Source organism: Burkholderia mycopellens (assembly GCF_964265025.1).
In the GTDB taxonomy this organism is placed as follows: Bacteria; Pseudomonadota; Gammaproteobacteria; order Burkholderiales; family Burkholderiaceae; genus Burkholderia.
Genome location: NZ_OZ183804.1, coordinates 882,465 through 905,023 on the forward strand (window position 1 = coordinate 882,465; position 22,559 = coordinate 905,023).

The following is a 22,559-nucleotide window of genomic DNA, read 5'->3' on the forward strand; positions in this document are numbered from 1 at the left end:
TGTCATTTCGGCAGCGGCCCACCCGGGATAGGCACGGATGCATGTCGAGCCGCGGCGAGTGCGCCCGGCGGCAGCGGCGGCGGCTGCGAGGCGGACCCGCCCGCTCGCGGAGTAGCCGTTCTCGGCACAAAAATCCTGGACGGCAACGCGAACCCGCGCAGCGACAGCAGCTCGAGCGGCCCCTTGCCCACGTCGGTACGCATCAGGTAGGTCAGCGGATACGTGAGCGACGCCGGAGCGGATGTCAGTGGAGCCTGCGCTGTTAACGAATCGCTATCGTCAACCTTTGCGGCAACTGCTTTCGATTGAGGTGCCTGCGGCTCGGCTTGCAATGTAATCAAGTAAGTGGCCGTATCCACCGGGCTCACGTGTGCTCGCTCCAGCATGCGCACCAGCGCCCAGCGGCCGCCGAACTCCATATTCAGGCTCGTGCCAGCCCGCTCGGTCTGCCATTCGAGACGCGTGCCGGCCTTCTGCGGCTCGTTCGACGGCCACGTGAACGTCTGCCAGGTTTCCTGCTGGTTGTAGTAATGCAGTTTTTGACCGTCGACCGTCAGACGCGTGTCGGTCACACCCAGGCTGGGTACGGGCTTGAGGTCGAACGCATACTGTGGTTCACCCTGTGCCAGCAGGTGATTGGCGATCCGTTGCAGCATGTTGATGGCGTTGAGGAAAGCCGGATCAATGGTCCGCGCCGCACTACTCGCCCCGGAGCCGCTCGATGCCGGCACCCACTGGTCGCCCTGCAATGTCAGCACGCCCGCCAGTTGTGCGGCGAGGAACGTGCCAACCAAGCCGCCCTGCGGACGCAGAAAACGCGACAACTCCGGCAACGACGCGTCGTTGTTGGTATTCGCGAACGGATAGCGGCCGGCGAACGACCGGTTCCACGCGGCGACAACCGTTTGGCGCCACGCGTCGTTCAGGCTCGCCTGAGCAGGCTCAAGAACCGCCTGCGTGGCTTGCGCAACCGGCTGCACGAACAGCGACTGCCCCATCCCGGCCCACTGCTCGCCAAGGCTGGCGGCGACAAGCTGCGCATAGGCCAGCGTCTCGGCCAGCTCCGAGCTCTTGCCTTGGAAGAGTGATTGCGCGACCTGCCGGGATTCGCTATCAGCATCCGGACTGTCAGCAATTTGCTGCAGCTTCAATCGCAGCATCGTGATGCGCTCGGTGAATCGCTGCAGGCTCAGATCACTCGCGGCACCTGCTGTTGCCGCGTTACCCGAGTTGACCAGGCGCAATACTGGGCCGAACGACATGCCCAACGGTCCGGCCGGATCGGGAGCGACATGCTGTGGGGCGCTGTCGTTGCTGCTCGCAAAGATGTTCTGCGCTTTGTTCACCAGCGTGTCGGACAGCGATGTCTTTGTGACACCGGCGCCGCCCTGATACTCGAGCGACTTCATCAGCGCGATCACGGGCGACTGCCGGGAATCGGCAATCAGCTTCAACTGCGCGACAGCAGCCGGCAACGTCCGTGCCGGCTCGCACGTGGTGCTGTTCATGAAGGTTTGCCAGCGGTCTGCATAGTCCGCGAAATACCGCGTGCGCAAGGAGGCTCGAAGCGCCTCGGGTGTCGAGGTCGACGCGTTACGACTGGCGGCGGTGGAGCCGAGTACCCAATCCGAGGTTACGCCGTTACGTTTCGCCATGTCGTCGATCGCCGCCTCGACCGTACCATCCCAAGCCTGACGCGTGTACGCACCGGGCACGCTGGCAGTGGTCTTCAACAACCCGCGCGTATCGGTCCCGTCAGTGAGGGTCGCCAGTGTCTGATCTGGATATTTATGCGTGACGGAGTCGAGGATGCCCTGATAGATCGCGTCTTCCGAGTTCTTGACGCCGATCACTGCGAGCAGCGTCTGGCGAGCGCCCGCGACGAGTTCATCACGCGGGGTAATGCGCCAGTCGGGGTGTGCTCCCAGATGCTGGGCATAGAACGCCAGCAACCGCCGAGACAGGTCGAGCTTTTCGCCCGGAGACAGTCCGATACCGCCGTTCCAGTGACGGACGAGCTGCGGCGTCATGAAGGCCGCATCGGCCCGCTGCGGATCCGCCATCATGAGGTACGTCTTGAGCGCGGCGTGACCGTCGCGCGCGAGGCGGTTCACCTGATCATCGACGTGGGCGGTCGGCATCTGGGTGAGGTCGATCAACTGGCCTTCGATGTCCTGCTGAACAGGCGCGACCAGTTGAGGACGCGCTTCGCGCGCATACGGCGCCCACAACGCGGTAAGCACGTCCTGATCGTGATTCAGGCCGAAGCGAGAAAACAGCGTCGGATGCTGGATGCGCGCTTCGTAGAACTCGATGCGTTGCTGGAGCGCGAGCAAGGCTCTCAGACGGGTCGCCGAACTGTTGGCGCCGCTGAATGTCCGGAGCGCGTCGCTCGTGAGCGCCAGGCCGCGTGCGTTCGTCAGCCCGGAGACAAGCATGCCGGCGCCCCACAGTCCGACGGCCGCCAGCGCGATCATCGAAAGCACGGTGATCGGATGCGTCGCCGCGCGGCGCCCCGGCGTACGTTTGGCCGCGTCGGTCAGATACTGCCATAACGGGAAATGGAGACTGTCCGTGCCCGTGGTCGCTGTCCCGGCCGCCGGCCACGGTGCGAAGAACGCTCCGGCCACCGGCAGCGGGCGACGTTGCCAGTCGGAGAGATTCGCGATCCATCGGGCCAGCGGCGCGCTCCGGGTGTCGAGCCGGGTCGACAGATCCGAAGCGTAACGGTCGGTACTATTACGCGCCAGTTGGTCGACGCTGCGGTCGGCCAAGCGGTTGCGAAGTTCGAGCAGCGCGGCCTCAATGGCCGGCGCATCGGTAGCTTGCGACAGCTCGCAGCCGGTGACGGCCGTGTCTGCACGATGAACAGAGTCCGAGCCGGCAAGATCGAGAACGAACACTGGTGCGGACCAGCGCAGCAGGTGCGTGACACGCGCAAGGTAGATACCCCAAGGGCTCGTGCCACGGACTGTGTCGGGCAGCCGTGTCGACTCGTCGAGCGTCAGCAGGATCGCATCGAGCGGGCGAGCGCGACGAAGGCGACGAATCTGCTTCAGCCACACTTCATCCGGGCGACCATCCGGCCCAGCACGTCCCCAGAGCAGTACTGCGTCGTCCGTGAGGAGCCAGCCGCGCTCCCTGAGCTCGGGCAACAGCCCGCAAATGGTCATGTCGTCGCCGGTGACGAGCAACCACGGCAAGCGATAACGCCAACGCAAGCCGAATCGTGAACGAAGCGCTTCGGATAGGCCAGCTGAAAAACTGGCCTTCCTGTCCGTCGCTTCGACAGTTGCGTCGCCTTGCCGAATGCCGGGCCAAGCCGCAAGACGGCGATCTGCTGGGCCGTGGCGGGTATGCCACATCAGGAAGACGCAAAGGAGCGCCAGAAGCGTACAGATGGGCAGTATCGGCCACGACAGTTGCCGAACGGCAGCGGGGCTGACCACCCCAACCTCCCGGAGAATCCACAGGACCAAGGTAGCAAGCGCAGCGATCAGCGCCACGAATAGGAAATCAAGCCAGAATTTACGGTCCATTAGAGGCGGGTTTGAAGAGAGGGACGTAGGACCGGACGAGCAACCGCCAGGATACTGTGAGCTTCGTTGTGTCTGGCCACAAGTTGCGGACCACCGAACGACTGCGCAAAGTCGATTGCGCATGCCAGTGCGAACCAGTCAGCCGCGATACCCGCGTCGCCGACGAGGCGATCGACATTGTGTTCACCCGACACTTGTTGACCTTCCACAAGGGCGATCTTTTCCGTACGTATCGCGGAAAGCAAAGCCTGTTGTCCGATCTTGTCGAAGCCGGCATACCACAGATGTTGAATGTCCCCCGGTTTCGTTTTGCCCCATTTCAATGCGAGCGACAACGATTGCTGGAGCGAGGCGATCGTCCCCTGTCTAGGGCGGTGGATATGTGCAGAGGCCGTCAGTCGATGACGCTGTTCAATGTCGTGCGGAACCATTAGCAGAGCAATTGCGGCCTCGCTACTGCCAGTCGGCGGAGATTGAGTCACGAGATTGTGCAGTTGGGCGCTAACCAGCAGCGTCGCATAATCGCGATCACCGCCGGCAGGCCTATCCAACCATCGGTCGAGCGACATCAGACCGGGCATGGTCGGCTCGGCATCGAACGTGAACGCACGTAATGCGCGGTCGCGCCAGAAGCATTGAAAATGCTCGCGAATGTCCTCATCGAACGACGGGGCATCGACAAAAAGCGCAACTTTCAGTGGCAGTCCAACAGGTAGTGCGTTGATCTGCGCCTTGAGCGCATCGAGTATCGCGGGCAGGAGGTCAAACAACAAGGTACGCTGTCGATCGGCATCATATTCGCGTGGTTCGGTCCCAATGGAAAATTCGGGTGCGAGAAACCAACGCGCTGCGACAGCGGCGGATTTGTCCGGCGTTTGTTGAGGCATCAGAACGACTTCACCCGCGGCAACTTTTGAGACCGGACCGCGTACGTCTTCCACGGGAAAGCGGCAGATGCTGCCCAGCACCGCAACCGGCCGGCTTTCCTCGTCAAATACGTCCACGACAACTTGATCGCGCTGACTATTCCACGACTTGATGGAGCGCACTTTCCCCGCGTAACGAAGGAACGGGACAAGGGTCACGATGCCAGCCACTATCAGCGGAACAATCGCTGCAGCGATCCAGAAGACGGGCGTCCCGGTGGGAAGCCGTTTGGGCCAAAACAGCAGCGCAACAGTGCTGCCCCCCACGGCGCAGGCGACGAAGATAATCGACCATAGCGGCAGCGAAGGGGGCTGCGGATACGTTTCGATGCGCGGGGGAAGAGCGTCGACATCAATAGCCATATACGTCGAAATGGTTGGGTTCAAGACTTGGCATAGATCGACCGCTCACGGGCTTCCCCATTTGTTTCACAGTCGACTCCGTCCGGAGGAGTACCGGCGTTTTGGTAATCGCCGCCTTGTTCGTATTCCGGATCATCCTCAAGCCAATCGGCCATCTTGAGCAGTTGCTTCCAGAAGGCACGATCGGCAAAGCTGTCGGCACGCCCGATCGGCAGGTCATAGGCAAGAACGCGTTCGACAAGAATGCCTTTTTTGTACATCAGAATCGTACTGTGATTGGTCGGCGTGGCGATCGTCGCCTTGAATTCCTCATCCACTTCTGCCGGCGTCTGCGGCCGGGAACGCGTCTGGCTGGAGGCGTCGTAAGGTGAGGTCGCTTCGGGAACAGACTTCGGCTTGTCCTGGTAAAGTTCCCTGTAGTACTCGTAATCTTCAGAGTCCGCGAGCTTCACATTGTTTTCCAGTTCGTGGTTCTCGTCGAATTTATCCATATCGTCTGCCGATACCGGACATGGGACCTTAGGAGCGTTGACGTTTACCGTCGCTTTTGGATCGATGGAAGTCAGCTCGTCACTAATGCCCATGATTTTTGGAGGTTTGGGATTCCACGGTCCTCCCCCCTTGGATGGGTATCGAGGGGTATCCGCGTTGGGTGTACCGCCCACTTCAGACGAGCGCATGAATTGGCGCTGATAGAGCACGCCCTTGTACTTGGCGAAAGGGTCAACCTTTGCGAACGAGTGAGGCTGATCCGGATCAGGCAGGTTCTTGTCCATGCCTTTCCAGCCGATGCTTTGAAGCGGTGTCGAGCCCATCACCCGATCATGTGGCGAGAAGTAAATGAACACGCGCCCATGGTTGTGATGGCTCGAAATCTTGTCTCCCTGGACAGGTTCCTCGGTCGGGATGGACGGATTCCATTTGATCTTGCTATCAGCCGGATCTTCGAGCACCAACGGGGCATCGCTAGCTGGACCGTTCTGTTGCGGGTTCGTTGACGTCGTGCCAGTATCGGAGTACTTCATAACCTCGGCCGTATTGAGCCAACCGCCAACACCTTCGAGCTGCTCGGCGGTTACCTTGGCATTCGCATCAGCCTGGGATTGCTGAAAGCGATCGAGCATGTTGAAGAACGTCTTGACGCGCGCCTTCGTCGTAGGAGCCTTGCTACCCATCTGGACATCATCCATAGCAGTCTCATTGAGACGATATGGCGAGTTGCACAGGAGCAGTGTGTCCGGGACCTTTTTAACGTAAAACATCGCAAGCGAGGCAATCATAGTGCCTTGGCTGTGGCTGACAACAGCGATCGTATCGTGAGGATGTTTTGCGTAAATGGTATCGATCAGCTTCGCAAGCCGTTTCGACGCGTTCACGTAGTAGGTGCGCGGAGGACAGGCATTGAGCGGACGATCGCGTTCGGGATTAATGACCGGACTGCCGATGTTGACACCCCAGAGCTTCGGATCAAAGCCGTCATACCACGACATGCTCAACGCTGTTGTGCCGTTCTGGAAAGGGCCACCGCCCCAATAGTACGTGTTGCCCCTGACATTGGGCTTCGGCGGATGATACGAGTCGGGCCGGTATGAATAAGCCGGGTACGCGTATGGAAGTTTGTTATTAGCTGAAGGCACAGCAACCCGAGTTTTGAGCGGAATCCGCCACGGGAACGTTCCTTCATCAGTTTTCTCTTTAGGCGCTCGATACCCCCAGTAAAATCTAATAATTGGACTGTTTTTTAAATCCAAAGATTTCATAGGGCGCGAGTCATCACTGGAGGATTCATTTTTTCTTAAATCCACTCGCCCGAGACGCTCATTGAGACCAGCCACAACACCAGCCTCAGCCACATCAAACCACTCACCCTCTGAGTTGACACCATGAACAAAGATGACAATACACGGCATTGGACGCGGAGCTGGAACCAATGTCGTATTAGCATCGCCCGGGACACATACCGACTCAGCCACAAATCTGGGTTTCATTTCTTTCACAATAAAGTTATTCATTGGGCGAAATTAGATCTTTAGGCGTTACCGGACACGTCCAATGAGTAGCCCCAGACGGTGACTTCATGTTTAACGGAATTTGGCGGCGCGAAACAGGCTTTCCATAATGGTACATGGCCGGAACTGCATCACTATAATGCGAAATAACCGGATTCATATCCTGATTAATATTCAAAACAAAATCAGATCGATCGGAGTAGCTATTCGGATCATCGTGATTAATTTTCGTAACATAAAGATCATTTTCACTTTGAATTACCGCATAATCACGATCATCGTTACCCACCAAAAACCACTGAAACGTTCGCCCCCCATCATGGGAATAATTAATACGCATCAACTCCCCCCTCACCCCGGAAAATGAAAGAGATGGAATGGCAATGTATTTTGCACTTGAACGAACGGCATAATATCCACCATATAGCCCATTCCCCATAGATCCAGTGGATGAGACGAAAGTATGGACGCCTCGCCCTATGTCGTTATAGTAGACATCTCCATCTAGGTAGCCATCACATTTTTGTGGGCTGCGAATACTAATGTAGCGATCTCCATCAATTCGATAAACCACATATTCGTGCCAATCAGCCTTGGACGGTGCGCTCGCGGTCGACTGCGCGGAGTTGGCACATGCCACCAAAAGAAACGGCATCGCCAACGCAGCCAGGATGGCTCGTATTTTCCCAATGACTAAGCCTCCGAAATTCACACGATCTTTAATGAGTTTTATCACGGCTTCTCCTTTCCAAGCAGTTCAATTCCGACCACCTCGGCCATCTCGCTTTGTGCAATGCCCGTTTCACCCTTGTCATTGCTCCCGCCTTCAATCACTGTGCCGCTCTCCTCATGGATGCGGTAGCGCTGGCCCTTTGTAACATCATCCGGATGGCCATCGCAGTGAAGTACAAATTTGCGCGAATTAGGTTCTGTGTTGGCAAGCGGCGGATACCTCATTTTTGGGCGAAATTTAATCTTTAGACGTTGTCGGGCACGTCCAATGAGTCGCCCCAGACGGCGACTTCATGTTTAACGGAATTTGGCGACGGGCAATAGGCTTTCCGTATCTCGAAAAAGGCATGGCCGTATTATCATAGTGCGAAATTTCAGGATCCATTTCTCGATTAATATCAAGAACGAAACCAGATCTATCCGAATAATCACTCGGATTATTTCGATCAAATTGCGTAAAATACAAATAATTTTCAGCCTGAATCAACGCATAATCTTTGCTATCGCTTCCCAGTAAAAACCACTGAAACGTTCGCCCTCCATCATGGGAATAGTTGATATGCAACAACCCTCCCCTCCTCTCCGACTCCGATCTTGAAGGAATGGCAATGTATTTTGGGCTTGAACGAACGGCATAATATCCACCATATAGACCATTTCCCATAGATCCGGTGGATGAGACGAAAGTATGGACGCCACGCCGCACGTCGTTATAGTAGACATCACCATCTAGATAGCCATCACATTTTTGTGGGCTGAGAATACTAATGTAGCGATCTCCATCAATTCGATAAACCACATATTCGTGCCAATCAGCCTTGGACGGTGCGCTCGCGGTCGACTGCACGGAGTTGGCACATGCCACCAAAAGAAACGGCATCGCCAACGCAGCCAGGATGGTCCGTATTTTCCCAATGACTAAGTCTCCGAAACGTACACGATCTTTAATGAGTTTTATCACGACTTCTCCTTTCCAAGCAGTTCAATTCTGACCACCTCTGCGATCTCACTTTGTGCAATGCCCGTTTCACCCTTGTCATTGCTCCCGCCTTCAATCACTGTGCCGCTCTCCTCATGGATGCGGTAGCGCTGGCCCTTTGTAACATCATCCGGATGGCCATCGCAGTGAAGTACAAATTTGCGCGAATTAGGTTCTGCGTTGGCAAGCGGCGGATACCTCATTTTTTGGCGAAATTTAATCTTTAGACGTTGTCGGACACGTCCAATGAGTCGCCCCAGACGGCGACTTCATACTTAGCGGTATTTGATGACGAACGACGGTTTTGCCATATATTTCGATCGGCACCGACGTGTTGTCATAGTGCGAAGTCTCCGGATCCATGTCCTGGTCAATATCCAAAACGGCACCAGGTCGATCAGAGTAATTACTCGAGGATTTTTGATCAAACACCGTCAAATATAGATAATTTCCTTTCTGAATAATCGAGTAATCGGGCCGATCATCATATCCCGCCAAAAACCACTTAAACGTACGCCCCCCGTCATGAGAGTAATTTATGCGCAACAACATGCCTCGTCTTTCAGAGAAAGCAAACGATGGTATGGCAATAAAATTCGGGGTGGATTGAATTGCGTAATATCCACGGTAGAGTCCATTATTCATCCCACCCGTGAACGAAACCATTGTTCGAACATTTTGACGGGCGTCATAGTAAAAAATTTGCCCATCCATTTGCCCGCCGATGCAAGGATGCTTGCTACGGATCGTAATGTAACGGCTATCATCGATCCGATAGACTTCATATTCATGGAAGTCGGCCTTGGAAGACGCCCCCGCGACCGGTTGGGCAGTATTGGCGCACGCGGCAAAAAAGAACAACAACGCAAGCGCGGCCAGGGAAAATCGCATTCTTCCAGCGATTGTGCTTCCGTCTCGCGCACGACTTTTAATGAATTGGATCACAATTTACCCTTGCCAAGCAGTTCAATTCGGACGACTTCGGCAATCTCGCTTTGCGCAAGGCTCGTTTCCCCCTTCTCGTTGCTCACCCCTTCGATCACCGCGCCGTTTTCCTTATGGATGCGGTAGCGTTGCCCCCTGATAACGTCTTCCGGATGGCCGTCATAGTGGAGCATGAATTTGCGCGAATTAGGTCCCGCATTGGAAAGCGGCGGATACAACTCATGTAGGCTCGCAGGTCCTTGAGCAGAGGTGCCAGAGCGTTTGAAAATAATCGACCCCGGGCACCCCAATTCGATATTGCCCCCCGACAGCTTGATATAAGCGCCGCCGGAGGAGATGACGACCGCGTTTCGCGAGAACGCATGAAGTTCCCCATCGACGCTGACGAGTTTCATGTCCTTAGCCGACGTCATCAGCACTTGGCCGGAATGTGCGACGGCCTGAATGTCGCTTTTCGCGGCGATGACCTTGACCCCTTCATTCTGCGCAAAGATCGATGCCGCGTTTGCGGCAGACAGTGAAATGTTCTTTCCTGCACCCATATCGACATTCTCGAGCGCAGTTGCCGTGAGACTCGTCTTCGCCGACAACTGCAGGTGATCGCCACTGGTAACAGCCACGCCAGCCGGCGCCGTCGCCAACAGGACGGCACGTTGGAGGCGGTCCAATCTTTCAGAAAGTAACTGACGCTGTTGCTCGACTGCGTTGACCTGCGTCTGGGCAGCTTGCGCGGCTTTCTCGAGGCTTCGCATCAATTGCAAGGCCTCTTTCAACTGCGTCGACGCCGCCTGCATATCGAGTTGCTTGCCTTCCGCATTGGGCTGATCATCTGCGGAAATCAGCAAACCTTTGCCCCCGCGGATTGCGCCGTAACCAGAAGTACGGAGTTCGAAGCCTTCGCCTCTATAATCGAGCTTCTGATTAACCAGATAGCCGAGATCGAGATGACTCGTCCCTGAATGCTCGGTGCTAAGCTTGACTCCCTCCTGCCCCGCCCAATCCTCCATCCGCAGTTTGTTGTTCGCTTGCGTCCGGATCATGTTGCGGGACTGCCAACGGCGATCGCTCGTCACTAAGTCCCGAGCCTGGCTGTGGTGGTGGAAGCCGATGATCTCCGGCTTGTCCGGATCTGCATCGCGAAACGCGATCACGGCCTCGTCGTTGTCCAGCGCCGGAAAGTGAAAACCGGTCTGCAGCTTGCCCGCGAAAGGTTTAGCGAGTCGCAATGGCACGCTCTCTCCGCCCGCCGGCCATTCGGCGAAATCCACGTCAAATCGCACGGTGTAATAGCCAGCCGCGTTCAAATACGCATATTTGTACTGGTCTGGTGACGTCACCCGCGCACTCAACGTCCCGGCGATCTTCGGCCACTTTGCCTCGTCGAGCTTCAGGCGGAAACGCCGGTTCGCCGGGATAGCTTGATAGGAATTCGTATAGGCCCGGTCCCGTGCGCCCGTATGGATCACTTCGACGATCACCTGCCCATCCGGTGCGTCGGGCAGTACGGTATCCAGGTTCAGCACACGCCCCGGCTGAAGCGCCCGCACATTGCTTTCGCCTTCATAGACAACCTGCCACGCAATCGCTGCTTCGTGGCGCAGTTGCGCCTCCCACTTCGCGCCGTCCTGGTCAAGATGGTGTGTACCGTATACATACGGCTGGCCGTAGGTGGTCGGATCTTGCGGCGCGACGTTCGCCTCGTCCTTGAATCGCTCCCACGCCTGCTCGGGGTTATAGTCCGCCACCAGGAACGACTGCGGAACCGTAGTGGCATGCGTCCTGAGCGCTGTCACGGATTCGGTGCCACTCGCCTCAAGGCCGGCCACTTCGCGATACGGGACCGTCAGGTGCGGGTCCCACAGGTAATGGTCGACGTCGTCGGCAAACACCACCTGATCACCGTGTTCAGTCTCGGCGATATAGCTGTAGATCCCAGCCTTCTGCATCAGCATCTGCACGTAGGCCAGGTCGTCGAGTTTGTACTGGAAGCGAAACAGGTGCTTCGGATACTCGCGGCGCAGGCAGAACGCGAACTGATGACCTTCCAGGCCGTGGCTGCGCAGCACTGCCTCGATGATCTGCGGGGTGGTCTGGTGTTGGTAGATGCGATTGGTAGTCACCGCCTCAAGACGAGCAAAGTGCGACTTGAGCACAATCTCGTACTTGGTAAAGTCCGCAGTCGTCTGCAGCGTCGAGAAACGCGCGATGAAGCCCGAGAACTTCCGGAGCATGCCATCGTCGGGAACGATCGTGCAGGCCGCGTCGCGATTCAGGTAGTCGGTGCGCACGAGCGGCAGCGGATGCGTGAGCACCACGCGCACCTCGGTGGGCTCCCCCATCCGTTCGGTGGCGTGCACGGAGACGATAGACAGCGCAGCCGCAGAAGCGGTGCCCGGCACCTCAAAGTAATACGCTTGACGCCCCGGAATTGCAGTCAGATTCGATACGAATCGTTTCGCACCGTCAAACAGGTCTGCCATTTCTTGTAGCCCCATATCAAGATAGCACTGCTATGTACCACCATCGCGCGCAGAGCCGAATCAAAAACAATAACCACACACACCCTGACTCCGGAAGAGCTCACTTCCATTATTCAGGTGAATTGTTGTATTTGGTTGAAGCCAGGCGATTGTTGACGTATACCGCTGTTTTTGAGATGTTTTCCGTGCTATATGTCGCAATCCGCTGATGTCCGGCCAGACTAAATGCGATGCGCAATGAGTGCAGGATTTCAAAACAATCAATCCACCGACACTGCCGTAGCTTCAGATACGCTTGCAGCCGCTCAGTCGAACGCGATTATTTGCGTGGATCCGGATTTGCTTGATTGGTGTCTGGCAGACCTGGACGAACAGCTTGGCCGCCAGCTCGACGCCATCCTGCACCACTCAGCTTTTCAGGCGCTCGAATCGGTCTGGCGGGGTCTGCAATTCCTGGTCGATCGCACCGATTTTCGTCAAAACGTCAAAATCGAAGTGCTGGACGTGTCAAAGGAAGCACTCCATCACGATTTCGAAGACACGCCCGATATCATCCAGAGCGGATTGTTCCGGCTGACATACGTCGGCGAGTACGATATGCCAGGCGGTCAGCCTATCGCCGCGATTATCTCCGCATTCGAATTCGACCACCGCGCCCCGGATATCGCACTGTTGCGCAATATCTCAAAAGTCGCCGCAGCCGCCCATATGCCCTTCATCGGCGCGGCCTCGCCAGCCTTCTTCGATAAACCTTCGATGGAAGCTGTTGCAGGCATCCGCGATCTCCCAATTTGGTTCGAACGGGCCGAATACCTGAAATGGAAAGGTTTTCGCGAGACCGAGGATGCGCGCTACGTCGCACTGACCATGCCGCGGTTCCTCGCCCGATTGCCCTACGGGTTCGACACGATACCGGTACGCACTTTCAATTACACAGAGAACGTGCGGGAAGCTGGCCGAAACGCTTATCTATGGACGAGCGCGGCATTCGCCTTCGCGGTCAATATCGTACGCAGCTTCGTGCGCAATGGGTGGTGCGTGCAGATTCGCGGCCCGCAAGCGGGGGGCCTGATCGACGATATCCCCGTGCATCAATACGATCTCGGCACCGGACAACTCGGCAAAATTTCGACCGAAGCGTTGATTTCAGAAACACGCGAGAATGAATTTGCCGATATTGGATTAGTCCCACTCTCCTACACCGGCAATCACGACCAGACTTGTTTTTTCTCGGCACATTCAGCCCAGCGACCACGAACGTACGATGCACGCGACGCATCGGCGAATAGCCGGATCAACGCGCGTCTGCCGTATATTTTCCTGCTGTCGCGCATCGCGCATTACCTGAAGCTGATCCAGCGCGAAAACATCGGCACGACACGGGACAGTCGATTGCTCGAGCTTGAGCTGAACACCTGGATCAAATCGCTTGTCACGGAAATGACCGACCCAGGCGACGATCTTCAGGCCGCGCACCCACTGCGCGAGGCCAAGGTGACGGTCGAGGACATCGAAGACAACCCTGGTTTCTTTCGCATCAAGCTGTTCATCGTCCCGCATTTTCAGATCGAAGGTGTCGATATCAACCTCTCGCTGGTTTCGCAGATGCCCAAAGCGAAGCAGTGACATGCATTTCGATGCGCACAACCACACCGCTACTTTCATACCAGACCAATCTAGAAAAAGATGAAGATAACCAGACCGCTGTGGGCCAAGGGGATTTTCATGACGCCGCAGCACTTCCAGCAGCAGGCGCTATGGGAACAGTACGCTCACGACCGGGTCGCGCGGATTGCGAGCCCCGACGCCTGGGGCACGGTCGATGTGGCACTCGACGATCAGGCGCTGAGCGTCAACCGCCTGCAGTGCACGGCACTCGCGCTGCGCCTCCCGGACGGGACACTGATCGACAGCGAAACGGCCGACTGGCTGCCGGCGGCCCGCAGTCTCGACGACGTACCCACCACGGTCGACACCGTGACCGTGCTCGCCGGCGTGGTGCTGATGGATGCCCAGGGCGGAAACTGTGTCGAACCCGGCGAAAAGCCTGCCCGCCCGCGTCGCGTGACCCGCGAATACAAGCCCGTCGCCGATCTGAACGGCGACGGGCAGGAAGAAATCAGCGTCGAGCGCAATATGGTCGCGCTGCTGTTCGACTTCGAGCAGGCCGGAGACTACGTGACGTGCCCGATCGCGCGACTCGTACGCACGCCGCAGGGTCGCTTCGAACCCGACACGACATTCGTCCCGCCATGCCTGTTCCTGTCGGCGAGCGATCGCCTCGTGCATCGTGCGCAGCGCATCTCTGAAATTCTGTCTGCCAAGAGCGCCAGCCTTGCGGTGCGTCGCAAAGAGCGTTCGGACCAGATCGCCGACTTCGCCGTGTCCGACGTGGCGCTGTTCTGGCTGCTCCACAGCGTCAACAGCACCTGGCCCGAACTCGCGCGCCTCGTTCAGGCGCCGGACCAGCATCCGGAACGGCTCTACGCAGTACTCGCCCGTCTGGCCGGCTCGTTGCTGACGTTCTCCACAACCGAGTCGCTCCAGGCGATCCCGCTGTACGATCACCACGCACCGGAGCCGATGTTTGCCGAGCTCGAATCGTTGATTCGCACGCTGGTCGATGCCGTTATTCCTTCTCGAGTCGTGCCGATCACGCTGGAGCGCGTGCGCGCCACCACGTGGTTGGGTCGAATCAACGACGAGCGGCTGACCGAAGGCGCGGAATACTATCTGTCGGTTCAGGCGGCGATGCCGGCTCACGCCCTCATCGAGCATCTGCCACGCCTCTGCAAGGTAGGCGCCCCGGACGAGGTCGAACAGATCGTCAATTCCGCGTTGCCGGGCATCGTGTTGCGGCCGATGTCGCGACTGCCGGCAGCGATTCCCGTGCGGATCGAAAACCAGTATTTCGCGCTGGACAGCAATGACGCCGCGTTCAAGCGGATGATCGACGCGCACGCGTGCCAGATCTATGTCCCGGCATCGATTCCCGAGGCATCGCTCGAACTGTACGCAGTGCTGCCGTCATGAATACGATGATCCTCGCCGATTCCCTGCTGCTTCCCGTCGCGCTACGCGACACGGCGCGCACGGTTACCGCGTTGGCCAGCGGGCAACTATCGTTCGAGGCGCTGCGCGATCAATGCAACGCACAGATCACCCACATGCGCTCGGAACTGAGTTCACGCGGCATCGCGGATCACGCAATCAGCGATGCCGTCTATGCGCAGTGCGCGCTGCTCGACGAGGCGGCATTGACGCACCTCACGGGAGTTGCACGCGAAAATTGGGAGAAGCGGCCGCTCCAGGAGGAGCATTTTTCGAGAAACGATGCCGGTGACGAGTTGATCCGGCGTATCGAAGGCCGTTTGCGCGAGCCTCAACCGACAGGGGTGCTGCTCGCGATATTCGCCGCGGTGCTATCGCTTGGATTCGTCGGGCGGTTTGCGGTCGACGGGAGTACCGCGCGTGCATCGCTTATTCGCAAACTCAACGCACGACTGGGGCGCACAAGTGCCGCGGAAGACAACCGCGTAGTGCCTGCTCCGATCGTGGTGAATCGTGGCAGTACTCGGCCGCTGCGCATTTCTCCACTGGCCTGGGTGGCGATCGCATGCGTCGCGGTCGGCGTCGTCTGGTTTGCGGTCGATCGATGGTTCATTGCCTCGATTGCCCAGCTCGCGCGATAAGGGAGACAGACGATGTGGGTGGGTCCTGGCTTATTCGAGCGGATCACGGGGCACTTCGCGGACGGTTCGGCAGTGGACGACTTTGCCGCAGCGGTGCAGGTCTTCCTCTCCGTTCGCGACAACATCGAGCGCATCCTGAACAGCCGGCGCGGATCGCTCGCGCATCTTCCTGACTACGGGCTCGACGACCTGTCGGAGATCTATCGGCACCTGCCGTCTTCGGCACACAAACTTCAGCGCGCGATCGAGGCCACCCTGCTCACCTACGAACCGCGTCTGAAGCGGGTGGAAATCGAAATTCATGCCCCCGAGCCCGGTATGTTGATCAGCTTCACAATGGCCTGTCATTTGCATCGGGAAGGGCTCGTACGCTTCGGCACGAACTTCATGCCGGACGGCAAAACCCGGCTGCGCATGCTACAGGCAGCACTCGATCGATACTGAACGACAGTGAGGATTATATGAGCTGGATCATGATGGCCCTGAAGGGCAATATGACCACAACGGGCGGCGTCGTTCTGGACGGCGATGGGGCCATGCTCGAAGACGGCGTGCCGCTCGCAACGCATTTGGGCCTCGCCTCATGCGCCCGCTGCGGTCATAACGGACAGATATTCGGTACAGCGTTGAGCTGGGGGCTAACGAGTACACGCGGCGTACGCAACAACGATGTCGTGATGTGTCAGTGTCCTCCCGGGACGAATCGCGTTATCGCCCGCTCGTCCATCTACGACGAGTAAGCGACGCTCTACATTCGACCTTGTCTAGTCGACGATCTGCTCCACACATGCGGCCCTATTCCGATCGGCCAAGTGATCTTTGGATCTGCCCAACCTCACTTTCTGCTCCATCTTCCCGGACGAATCGAGCAGTAACAGCCATTGACGGAATCTCCGAATCCCAGCTGTCAGTGCAGCTGGCGTCATGCCAACTTGCCGCGCAGCATGTGCTATCGAACAGTCACCGGCGAGCCACTGAAACACAGCGGTCATGGCCTCACGCTCCATTGCTCGATTGAGCCCCGTGCCTGGCATTCGCGTATGGGGCTGTCACGATGGCCAACGCGCTCAAGAAAACCGTGACGGGCATGCCTGCCCAGTTGTGGCGATCATTGACCTGGGATCGGGGAAAGGAACTGCCCGATCATGCTCGCTTCACAATCGAGTCTGGTGTGAAGGTCTTCTTCGCCCCCCGAACAGCCCATGGCAACGTGGCACGAACGAAAACACGAACGGTCTTCTACGACAATACTTCCCGAAGGGCACGGATCTGTCCCGGTGGAGCGCTCGAGAAATTCAAGCCGTTGCTAATACGCTGAACACCAGGCCCCGGAAAACACTCGGCTGGAAAACACCTGCCGAAGCTCTGGACGAGTATCTCAGGTTTATTCAACAATCTAGCCGGTTGAATTCGCCCTGCACACGCGTGGCCCGTTTTCCGGAAAGTCGGAGGGGCTCGCGTGGATCGGCAACGAGCGTTGCAAAAGGCCGGCGGTGCCCCCTTCGACCCGATTCGCCTCCTACTTCATCGCCACCAGCGGCCCGACAAACGCCTCGAAGTGCGGCAACCAAATGGGTATCGCCTCCTTGACCGAAAACATCCCGTGCCCGTTCTTGCCAAACGGCGGCTCGACAATCATCTGCCCGCGCCCACCTGCCCCTTGAAACGCGGCAAACCAGGTCGCCACAACCTCCGGCGCGAAATACTTGTCGTTCTGTACGTAATGCCAGAGCACCGGCACGCGCGTCGTACTCGCAAAATGCCCGATCGTGTCCGCCATCTGCTTCGGATCGCACGGCATCCCGGGATGAGTCGTCGGGTTCCCCCCACGCCCGCCCGAGAAGTTCACCACCGCGACTACCCCCTGCGGCGCGTAGCTGGCCGCCGCCAGCGAAGCAAAACCGCCCGCCGATTGCCCAACCAGCACGACGCGGTTTCGATCCACCTGCGGCAACGTCTGCCCATACCGCACCGCCGCCAACACATCGCGCGCGGCCTGCTGGCCGGCACCAAGATAATCGGGATGCCTGCACGAACCCGCATCCTCTTCATCGACCCCGCCCGTCGCCCCGTACCCGCGGCGGATCGGCACGATGACCGCGAAACCGAGTTGCACGAACGTCCGGATCTGCGGCAACGCGCGGTAGCGGCCCACCTTCGGCCGGTCGCGCGGATCGGGCGGGCTGCCGTGGCTCAGCACGATCAGCGGAAAAGGCCCCGGGCCGTCCGGCATGTAGGTGGTGGCAACGATGTCGCGTGTGCCCGCCCCTTCGTCGACCGGGATCTTGACGACGGTTTCATGCAGATCCGGCGCGATGGACGTGTCTTCGACCGCCGTCGCCGCGCAGCCGACGACGGAAGCGACCAACGCGCCCGAGATCAGCACGCGACACAGGCGGATGGCGATCCGGTTTCGACGAACGACGATGCTCATGGGTGATCTCTCCACGAATCCGCAGCCGACGCGACGGCCCACGCTGCCGCGACACATACGGCGAAGGCATCAGTGTATCCGGGCGGCGGCGCGGCCGGGCCAGTCGCACGCGCACAGCCCGCCGCACCGGCATCGCGATCGTCACCCGCCATCACCACCGGTAACTCACCTCCCCCGTCACCATCAACCGCGAGCCATAGAAACACCCGCCCGCCGAAAAACACGACGACACATAAGTCCGGTCGAACAGGTTGTTCACGTGCGCTGCAACGCGCCACCCCTTCCACGCGGGCCGTTCAACGCCAAGGTCATACGACAGCCCGAGATCGAACAGCACGACAGCCGGCACATCGAACGTATTGACGTTGTCGCCCGCGCTGCGCCCGACATAACGCATACCTCCACCCACCCTCAACCCGCGCAACCCGGGCCGCTCCACCGCATAATCCAGCCACAGCGACGCGAGATGCCGCGGCACCGCCGCCACGCGCTTGCCGACGACGGTCGGATCCGTATCGGCCTGCACCGTCGTGTCGAGATACGTATACGCGGCAATCACATCCAGTTGCTTCCACACGCGCGCACGCCCTTCCAGCTCGATCCCGCGCGATCGCACCTCCCCCGTCTGCACACTGAAGAACGGATGCTCGGGATCCGCAGTCAGCACATTGCGCTGGCGAATATCGAACGCCGCGATCGACGCGTTCTGCCGCCGATCCGGCGACTGATAACGCAGCCCGACCTCGAACTGCTTCGCCTTCGTCGGCGTGAACGGCTGGCCATCGAGGCGCGTGCCGAGTGCCGGCTCAAACGACGTCGAATAGCTCATGTACGGCGCGAAGCCGCTATCGAACAGATAGACCGCGCCCGCACGCCCGGTGAACGCCCGCGTGCTTTGCCGCACGCTCGCGGATCGCAGCAGGTCATCGGTCGTCGTGCGCGACCACTCCTCGCGCCCGCCGAGCGTAAAGACCCACCGATCCCAGCGCACCTGATCCTGCAGATAGACGCCGATCCGGTCAGGCGTCTGGCGCGTCTGCTGCGCGACCGGCGGCACCGCATACGGCTGCCCGTAATCGGGCGCGCGCGTATCGAGCGGCGGCGCCGCACCGAAACCCGACCCGACGAGGTTCGCCACCGCATGCTCATACGACAGCCCGGCCAGCACCGTATGCTCGAGCGGCCCCGTCATCACGCGCATCTCGGCCTGGTTGTCGAGCGCGAGATGGTTCACGTGCTCGCGCGACCACGACAGCGAACGATTCAGCACGCCCGGCGCCAGATACGGCGCAATGAAGTTGACGGCCGCACCCGCGAAGTCGACATCGAGATGCGTATAGCGCACGTTCTGCCGGACCTTCCACGTCGAATCGAAACGATGCTCGAACGCATAACCGATCATCGCCTGCGTGCGGTCATACGTGTCGAAACCGGGCAGCCCCGGAAAAAAGTGCGTCGGAATCCGCCTTCCCGCATCCGGCCAAAGCGTGCCGAGGGCCGGCAGCCAGCCCGCGAATTTGTTATGCGGATCGCGCTGGAACGACCCCAGCAGCGTGAAACGCGTATCGGCGTTCGGCTGCCACGTCAGCGACGGCGCGACGACGATCCGCTGCTGTCGCGAATAATCGATCTGCTCGTCGGCCCGGCGTGCGAGGCCGTCGATCCGGTAGCGCCACGTGCCGTCCTGCGTCACGGGTCCGCTGAAATCGAATGCAAGCTGCCCGCGATCGCGGTTGCCGGTCTGCACGGCAAGCAGGCGCTGCGCATCGCGCGTCGGCCGCTTGCTGACCATGTCGACGATGCCGCCGGGGCTCGCCTGTCCGTACAGCACCGACGCCGGGCCGCGCAACACGTCGATGCGTTCGAGCGTCCACGGATCGACGACGCTCGCGGCCCAGTTCACGCCTTTGGGCAGCGGCAGGCCGTCGAGCATCTGTGGATTGATCGCCGCCGCCGCGAACCCGCCGAAGCCGCGCAGGAACACGCTTTCGAGCACGCCGCCGGGGCGCGAGTCCGCATAGGCGCCCGGCGTATAGCGCAGGCTGTCGCCGACGCTGTGCACGTCCTGACGGTCCATCTGCTCGCGCGTGACGACCGACAGGCCCTGCGGCACCTCGACGATCGCCGTGTCGGTCTTGGTGCCCGCGCGCGACACGTCGGCCGCGATGCCCTGCACGGGGCCGACGCCCGTCTCGCGCCGCCCGTCGACGACGATCGGCGCGAGCATCGGCGCATTCGCGGGCTCGCCCGCATCCGGCGCATCCTGCGCCGCGGCCGTGCAGGCCAGTGCGGCCGCCCAGCCCGGCACGCGCCGCAACGCCGCGCGCGGCAACGGAAATCCTGGCCGCGCACGGCGGCCGGTGTGTGATCGATTCATCTCGGGTTATCCGGAAAGCGGAGACGGACGTCGGCGGATACACCGCGCCCTCGGGTAGGAAGACGGGCCGCTCTTGCAACGGCGACCTCGACTGAACAGCGAATGGGAATCATTTACGCCGGCGCGGCGCGGGTAAATGCCGGTGGACGCAATCGACGAATGTGCGGCGCGCATCGATCGGCCGAAGATTTATTCGTCTGACGTTAACAAAATGTCACGTTTGAATATCGTTATCCTGAACGACCAAACGAATGATCGGATGATAGGATAGCGACACCCTCAAGTTTCAAGCGAAACACGCAATGTCAAGCCTGCCCCCGGCCACCCGACACTCGCTCGTCGATTCGGCGATCGAGATCCTCAAATCCAATATCACTTCCGGCATCTGGCGCGTCGGTCAGCGCATTCCGACCGAGCTCGATCTCGCGAAGCAGCTCGAGGTCGGGCGCAACACGGTGCGCGAGGCAGTCCGCACGCTCGCGTATTCCGGCGTGCTCGAAGTGCGCCAGGGCGACGGCACCTATGTGCGCCGCAACGTCGATCCGGCGGAGACGATGCGCGACGTCGATCGCGCCGCGCGCAGCGACCATCTCGAGCTGCAGTGCATGCTCGAAACGGAATGCGCGCGCTACGCGGCGCGCCGGCGCACCGAAGAGGATCTCGCGACGCTGCGCAAGCTGCTGAAGGCACGCGGCGAGCGCGAAGCGACGCGCGACGTGAAGAAGTTCGTCGAGCGCGACCGCGCGTTTCACATCGCCGTGGCCGCCGCATCGCACAATCACGCGCTGGAAGCGCTGTATCGCTACTTCTCGGGCTCGATCCTCGCGAACGTCGAAGACATCCTCGTCGAACTCGACGAGGCCGAGATTCCCGAGCCGGACATGCGGGCGCACCAGGCGGTGCTCGACGCGATCGAACAACGCGACGAGAACAAGGCGGTGCGCGCGACGCTCGCGATCCTCAAACCCCAGATGACCTGGCTCGAGACCCGCGAGCCGCCCGCCGCCTGACGCGCCCGGCCCGCGCTACGCCGCGACGGCCTCGATCACGTCGATCTGCCCGTCCGGCGCGGCGCGCACCCCGGCGGGCCGCCAGCCGGCGGCGCCGAGCAACGCGTCGTATTCGTCGCGCGTGCGCTCGCGGCCACTGCCCCAGCACATCATGTGGATGTCGTAGAGCTTCGAGAAATGCGCGACGCCCGGCGCCGGCACGACCCGTTCGATCACGAACACGCGCGCGCCGTCCCGGGCGCTTTCGCGCGCCCGCTTGAGGATCGCCACGCACTCGTCGTCGTTCCAGTCATGCAGGATCAGCTTCAGCAGATAGACGTCGGCCGCCGGCACCGCATCGAACATGTTGCCGCCCGCCTTGCTGCAGCGTGTGCTCACGCCCATCCGCTGCGCCCAGTCATCCGCATCGCCGTCGATCACTTCGGGCAGGTCGAACACGACGCCGGTCAGTGACGGAAAACGCCGCAGCAGGCTGCACAGCATGTGCCCCTGGCCGCCGCCGATGTCGCACGCATGCGTGCCCGGCGCGAAGGTGACGTCGCGCAGCGCATCGACGACCTGTTCCGACTGCACGGTCGAGAAGCTCGACATCGCGCGCTTGAAATCGGTGCGGTAACGTTCGTGGTCCTTCGCATAGTCGAACGCCATCGCGCCGAACTCGCGAATGAAGCCATTCTGCTGTCCCTCGCGCACCATGTCGGGCAGGTGCGCCCAGATCGCGTAGTGCTCGGGGCCTTCCTGCAGCAGCACGAAATCGCGCAGCGTGCTCGGGGCGTCCGCATGCAGCAGCGCCCCCGACGCGGTGGCCCGGAAGCCGCGCCGCGTGTCCTCGTCGAGCAGGCCAAGCGACGCAAGCGCGCGCAGCAACCGATACAGCAGCGGCTCGTCGACGTCGAGCTTCGCTGCGAGCGCGGCCGACGACACCGGCGCGTCCGTCGTGACCGCATCGAACACGCCGAGCCGCGTGCCCGCATACAGGATCCGGCTGCGCCAGCGTCCGAACAGCGTGTCCAGCACCTGTTTTGCCGCATTTTCCATAAAGTACTCCTGAACATTAATCGACCGCGCCGGCG

19 protein-coding genes and 1 pseudogene are annotated in these 22,559 nt (G+C 59.8%); 7 read left to right on the forward strand and 13 right to left on the reverse strand.

Annotation, left to right across the window (positions count from 1 at the left end):
• Positions 1-2 precede the first annotated feature (2 nt).
• Genes ACPTTC_RS37945 through ACPTTC_RS37985 form a run of 9 tightly spaced genes read right to left on the reverse strand, consistent with a single transcriptional unit; the run spans position 3 to position 11,973 of the window.
• On the reverse strand, positions 3-3,539 hold the full coding sequence (locus tag ACPTTC_RS37945; protein WP_423396386.1) for an ImcF-related family protein: 3,537 nt from the start codon (positions 3,537-3,539) through the stop codon (positions 3-5).
• Positions 3,539-4,852 (reverse strand): hypothetical protein, encoded by a 1,314-nt coding sequence (locus ACPTTC_RS37950; RefSeq protein ID WP_423396387.1) that lies wholly within the window; start codon positions 4,850-4,852, stop codon positions 3,539-3,541. The genes ACPTTC_RS37945 and ACPTTC_RS37950 overlap by 1 nt, the downstream gene beginning before the upstream one ends.
• Positions 4,849-6,840: a T6SS effector phospholipase Tle3 domain-containing protein gene (locus ACPTTC_RS37955; protein ID WP_423396388.1), complete on the reverse strand. Its 1,992-nt coding sequence runs from the start codon at positions 6,838-6,840 to the stop codon at positions 4,849-4,851. The genes ACPTTC_RS37950 and ACPTTC_RS37955 overlap by 4 nt, the downstream gene beginning before the upstream one ends.
• The gene (locus tag ACPTTC_RS37960; RefSeq protein ID WP_423396389.1) at positions 6,833-7,573 is read right to left on the reverse strand and encodes a T6SS immunity protein Tli3 family protein; all 741 of its coding nucleotides are present in this window, start codon (positions 7,571-7,573) and stop codon (positions 6,833-6,835) included. Before ACPTTC_RS37960 ends, ACPTTC_RS37955 begins: the two co-directional genes overlap by 8 nt.
• Positions 7,570-7,794 carry a hypothetical protein gene (locus tag ACPTTC_RS37965; RefSeq protein ID WP_423396390.1) on the reverse strand — a complete coding sequence of 75 codons (225 nt, stop codon included), beginning with the start codon at positions 7,792-7,794 and terminating at the stop codon, positions 7,570-7,572. Before ACPTTC_RS37965 ends, ACPTTC_RS37960 begins: the two co-directional genes overlap by 4 nt.
• Positions 7,795-7,807: 13 nt before the next feature.
• Positions 7,808-8,530 (reverse strand): T6SS immunity protein Tli3 family protein, encoded by a 723-nt coding sequence (locus ACPTTC_RS37970; protein ID WP_423396391.1) that lies wholly within the window; start codon positions 8,528-8,530, stop codon positions 7,808-7,810.
• Positions 8,527-8,751 carry a hypothetical protein gene (locus ACPTTC_RS37975; protein WP_423396392.1) on the reverse strand — a complete coding sequence of 75 codons (225 nt, stop codon included), beginning with the start codon at positions 8,749-8,751 and terminating at the stop codon, positions 8,527-8,529. Before ACPTTC_RS37975 ends, ACPTTC_RS37970 begins: the two co-directional genes overlap by 4 nt.
• Before the next feature lie 13 nt (positions 8,752-8,764).
• Complete coding sequence (locus tag ACPTTC_RS37980) at positions 8,765-9,439, reverse strand: T6SS immunity protein Tli3 family protein (protein WP_423396393.1); 675 nt, start codon at positions 9,437-9,439, stop codon at positions 8,765-8,767.
• A gap of 50 nt (positions 9,440-9,489) precedes the next feature.
• A complete protein-coding gene (locus tag ACPTTC_RS37985) occupies positions 9,490-11,973 on the reverse strand; it encodes a type VI secretion system Vgr family protein (RefSeq protein WP_423396394.1) in 2,484 nt (827 codons plus the stop codon).
• A gap of 237 nt (positions 11,974-12,210) precedes the next feature.
• On the opposite strand from ACPTTC_RS37985, the gene tssC reads away from it, so the two are divergent.
• The 5 genes from tssC to ACPTTC_RS38010 are packed head-to-tail and all read left to right on the forward strand — an operon-like array spanning position 12,211 to position 16,405.
• On the forward strand, positions 12,211-13,599 hold the full coding sequence (gene tssC, locus ACPTTC_RS37990; protein ID WP_423396395.1) for a type VI secretion system contractile sheath large subunit: 1,389 nt from the start codon (positions 12,211-12,213) through the stop codon (positions 13,597-13,599).
• Positions 13,600-13,659: 60 nt separating this feature from the next.
• The gene (tssK, locus tag ACPTTC_RS37995) at positions 13,660-15,006 is read left to right on the forward strand and encodes a type VI secretion system baseplate subunit TssK (protein WP_423396396.1); all 1,347 of its coding nucleotides are present in this window, start codon (positions 13,660-13,662) and stop codon (positions 15,004-15,006) included.
• Positions 15,003-15,665, forward strand: coding sequence for a DotU/TssL family secretion system protein (locus ACPTTC_RS38000; protein WP_423396397.1), 663 nt, complete (start codon positions 15,003-15,005; stop codon positions 15,663-15,665). Before tssK ends, ACPTTC_RS38000 begins: the two co-directional genes overlap by 4 nt.
• 12 nt (positions 15,666-15,677) lie before the next feature.
• Positions 15,678-16,109, forward strand: a complete 432-nt coding sequence (gene tssE / locus ACPTTC_RS38005; protein WP_423396398.1) for a type VI secretion system baseplate subunit TssE — start codon at positions 15,678-15,680, stop codon at positions 16,107-16,109.
• A gap of 29 nt (positions 16,110-16,138) precedes the next feature.
• Complete coding sequence (locus ACPTTC_RS38010; RefSeq protein WP_423396399.1) at positions 16,139-16,405, forward strand: PAAR domain-containing protein; 267 nt, start codon at positions 16,139-16,141, stop codon at positions 16,403-16,405.
• A gap of 24 nt (positions 16,406-16,429) precedes the next feature.
• Here the strand turns inward: ACPTTC_RS38010 and ACPTTC_RS38015 are convergent, their stop codons facing one another.
• The gene (locus ACPTTC_RS38015) at positions 16,430-16,699 is read right to left on the reverse strand and encodes a DUF746 domain-containing protein (protein WP_423396400.1); all 270 of its coding nucleotides are present in this window, start codon (positions 16,697-16,699) and stop codon (positions 16,430-16,432) included.
• On the opposite strand from ACPTTC_RS38015, the pseudogene ACPTTC_RS38020 reads away from it, so the two are divergent.
• A pseudogene (locus ACPTTC_RS38020) lies at positions 16,687-17,063 on the forward strand (IS30 family transposase); the annotation flags it as partial. The gene ACPTTC_RS38015 and the pseudogene ACPTTC_RS38020 overlap by 13 nt on opposite strands.
• A gap of 121 nt (positions 17,064-17,184) precedes the next feature.
• Here the strand turns inward: ACPTTC_RS38020 and ACPTTC_RS38025 are convergent.
• Positions 17,185-18,099 (reverse strand): alpha/beta hydrolase family protein, encoded by a 915-nt coding sequence (locus ACPTTC_RS38025; RefSeq protein ID WP_423396401.1) that lies wholly within the window; start codon positions 18,097-18,099, stop codon positions 17,185-17,187.
• Between the two features lie 151 nt (positions 18,100-18,250).
• A complete protein-coding gene (locus tag ACPTTC_RS38030) occupies positions 18,251-20,476 on the reverse strand; it encodes a TonB-dependent siderophore receptor (protein WP_423396402.1) in 2,226 nt (741 codons plus the stop codon).
• Between the two features lie 302 nt (positions 20,477-20,778).
• On the opposite strand from ACPTTC_RS38030, the gene ACPTTC_RS38035 reads away from it, so the two are divergent.
• Complete coding sequence (locus ACPTTC_RS38035) at positions 20,779-21,486, forward strand: FadR/GntR family transcriptional regulator (protein ID WP_423396403.1); 708 nt, start codon at positions 20,779-20,781, stop codon at positions 21,484-21,486.
• A 15-nt stretch (positions 21,487-21,501) separates the two neighbouring features.
• Here the strand turns inward: ACPTTC_RS38035 and ACPTTC_RS38040 are convergent, their stop codons facing one another.
• Positions 21,502-22,524, reverse strand: a complete 1,023-nt coding sequence (locus ACPTTC_RS38040; RefSeq protein WP_226200389.1) for an acetylserotonin O-methyltransferase — start codon at positions 22,522-22,524, stop codon at positions 21,502-21,504.
• Positions 22,525-22,559: the final 35 nt, after the last annotated feature.